Here is a 2,416-nt window from a genome sequence, read left to right as displayed (position 1 = left end):
TCAGCCTCGATGACATCAACACAGGCTTCGACCTCATGCACAAAGGCGAATCCATCAGATCCGTCGTCGTGTATTGAGCGAAAAACCCGGAACTCGGTCCGGCCCTGATACTGGGCCGGGCCGGGATCAGGCCAGTCCTGCTGGATGTGGATGCACGTCGTAGCGAGAGAAAATGGCCGCCAGTGTGATCCCTGACACCGCGTGCCATATTCCCCAGAACGCCGCCACAACGGCCATCCCGCCCAAGCCTCCGAAAAAGCCGAAGATCAGGATCAGCCCGAGGCCGGAGTTCTGAATTCCCGTCTCGATCATGACCGCGCGCCGGTCGAAAGCGGAGAGTCGCATGGCCGATGCGGTTGCGTATCCTGCTCCGAAGGCCAGCGCATTATGGGCCAGCACCAGCGCTGCCACCGCGCCCGCGAACTGCAGGAACAACGCCCAGTTGGCGGCAAGCGCCAGCACCACGAAGGCCACGAAAATCCCCATCGACAGGAACTGCAGCGGCGTGCGGATGCGGGCCGTGATATCGGGTCGCCGGATGTTCAGCAACAGCCCAAGGCACAGCGGCAGCACCAGCATCACACCCACGGTGATCGCCACCGAAACAGGGTCGATAGAGGTCTGCCTGAGGATCTCTCGTGTCGGTTCATACATACTGCCCCAGAAGGCGATATTGATCGGCGTCAGAAGGATTGCCGCGACCGTTGCAACGGCGGTCATCGACACCGACAGCGCCGCGTTACCTCCGGCCCGATGAGTGATGAAGTTGGAAATATTGCCACCTGGACAAGCCGCGACAAGGATCAGCCCAAGCGCGATCGAGGGCTGCGGCCGCGTCGCCAGCACAAGGGCAAAGGTCAGCGCGGGAAGGATCATGAATTGCGAGAACAAACCGGTCAGCAGTGGCTTGGGGTGACGCATCAGGCGACCAAAATCGGACGGCTTCAAGTCAATCGCGATCGAGAACATGACGATGGCCAGAACCGCATTCAGGATTTGAAGGCTGGTGGGCGAGAAGTTCAGAATGGCCTCGTCGATGCCAGTGGTGGCTGGAAGTCGCATGGCTGGTCCCCCTGTTCGGTCGCGGCGTGATCCGATGACCCTGTAATGCCCACCACATTAGCCATTCCGAACCGCATTGAAACTGGTCTTCATCGACATGGGCGCGGCTGCTTCCCCGGTTTACACAAGGGTGTGGCGTGCTAGCGTGTACGGATAACCGATACTGGACACTGGGAAGACCATGCGCCCGACAGCCACGCAGCGGCACAGGACCAGACCGATGGACGATCTTCTGCGCGCCCGCCTGCGGGTGACGGATGGCGCGCATTATCGACTTCTGGCGTTGCGCATGGCCATGCAATCGGTGGATGCCATCAGCCGCACGGTGTCCGGGCAGGCCTTTTTCGCCCTCAGAGAGGCAGAGGAAACTCTAAGGGCGCTGGATGGGCGCGTTGGCGCGGATCTGGTCGAGATGCTCTTGTCCCTCAGGGGCGGCACCCGGCTGACACCGCATGGCCTGGACAATATTCCCGGCACCGGGCGGGTTGTCATCGGCTCCACCCATCCGATCGGCACGTTCGATTTCATCGCCCATGCCGGGGTTCTGCTGCGGCACCGGCCAGATCTGAAAGTGGTCGCGAACCGGGAAGCTGAGAGGTTTCTGGGGGCAGATCTGATTATTGCCGTGGATTTTGACCGTCAGGATCATGTCTTGTCGGCACGGCAGACGCTGACCGGAATGCGGGCACATCTGGAAGCCGACGGCGCGCTGCTGGTCTTCGGCTCTGGCCGCGTGCCGGGATTGCAGGACGGGCAGCTGGTGGAACCCGCCTGGCGCAGTGGGATCACCCGAATCTCGGCAGCGGTTGACGCGCCGATTGTGCCGGCGTCACCCGATATGCGAAATTCCCGCCACTATTACCGTACCCGCGCCATCGCCCGATGGCTAAGCGGCGGCAATGACGATTTTGGCCGAACGGTCGGGTCACTGCGCTATATGTCCGAATTGCTGGCCAAGCTTGGGGGGAGCTACGATATGCATTACGGCGCGCCCGTTGCGCCCGGAACCGCGCCGGAACGGCTGAAGGCATTGGCAGAAGGTCTGGTTCCCGGGCTCTACCGCGCCTGACGGAGGATTTTCCCATCGTCAAGTTTGCACGCTTGCGTTCTTGACGCTCCTTTTTGCATGTCATGGATCAGTCAGGCCCGAGCGGGCGTTGTGTAATGGTAAGCCGACCTTGATGACGCTCGCGGCGAATGGTTTCGGTCCGCGCACAGCCCCGAGGGGTGACCTCGGGGCTTTCAAACTGTTGTTCGAGCAGGCTCAGCTGATCTTCGGCAGCAGGCTGTCGATGCTGGCCTTTGCGTCGCCGTAGAACATGCGGGTGTTCTCTTTGTAGAACAGCGGGTTCTC

At 61.3% G+C, this 2,416-nt stretch carries 2 protein-coding genes; one reads left to right on the top strand and one right to left on the bottom strand.

Going from position 1 to position 2,416, the window contains the following annotated elements; all coding sequences use genetic code 11:
- Positions 1-126 precede the first annotated feature (126 nt).
- A complete protein-coding gene (locus ACROHD_RS20775) occupies positions 127-1,062 on the bottom strand; it encodes a bile acid:sodium symporter family protein (RefSeq protein WP_432680350.1) in 936 nt (311 codons plus the stop codon).
- 220 nt (positions 1,063-1,282) lie between these two features.
- On the opposite strand from ACROHD_RS20775, the gene ACROHD_RS20770 reads away from it, so the two are divergent.
- Positions 1,283-2,131 carry a lysophospholipid acyltransferase family protein gene (locus ACROHD_RS20770; protein WP_432680349.1) on the top strand — a complete coding sequence of 283 codons (849 nt, stop codon included), beginning with the start codon at positions 1,283-1,285 and terminating at the stop codon, positions 2,129-2,131.
- Positions 2,132-2,416 lie beyond the last annotated feature (285 nt).

It is taken from the genome of Nioella aestuarii (genome assembly GCF_050896395.1).
Taxonomy (GTDB): Bacteria; Pseudomonadota; Alphaproteobacteria; order Rhodobacterales; family Rhodobacteraceae; genus Nioella; species Nioella aestuarii.
The sequence above is the reverse complement of the archived record's forward strand: the minus strand, read 5'-3'. Positions and strand labels throughout refer to the sequence as shown.

What these genes read in the sequence shown, in the direction of transcription:
- ACROHD_RS20775 (WP_432680350.1), bottom strand. Translation starts at nt 1,062, where the DNA reads ATGCGACTTCCAGCCACCACTGGCATCGACGAGGCCATTCTGAACTTC.
- ACROHD_RS20770 (WP_432680349.1), top strand. Translation starts at nt 1,283, where the DNA reads ATGGACGATCTTCTGCGCGCCCGCCTGCGGGTGACGGATGGCGCGCAT.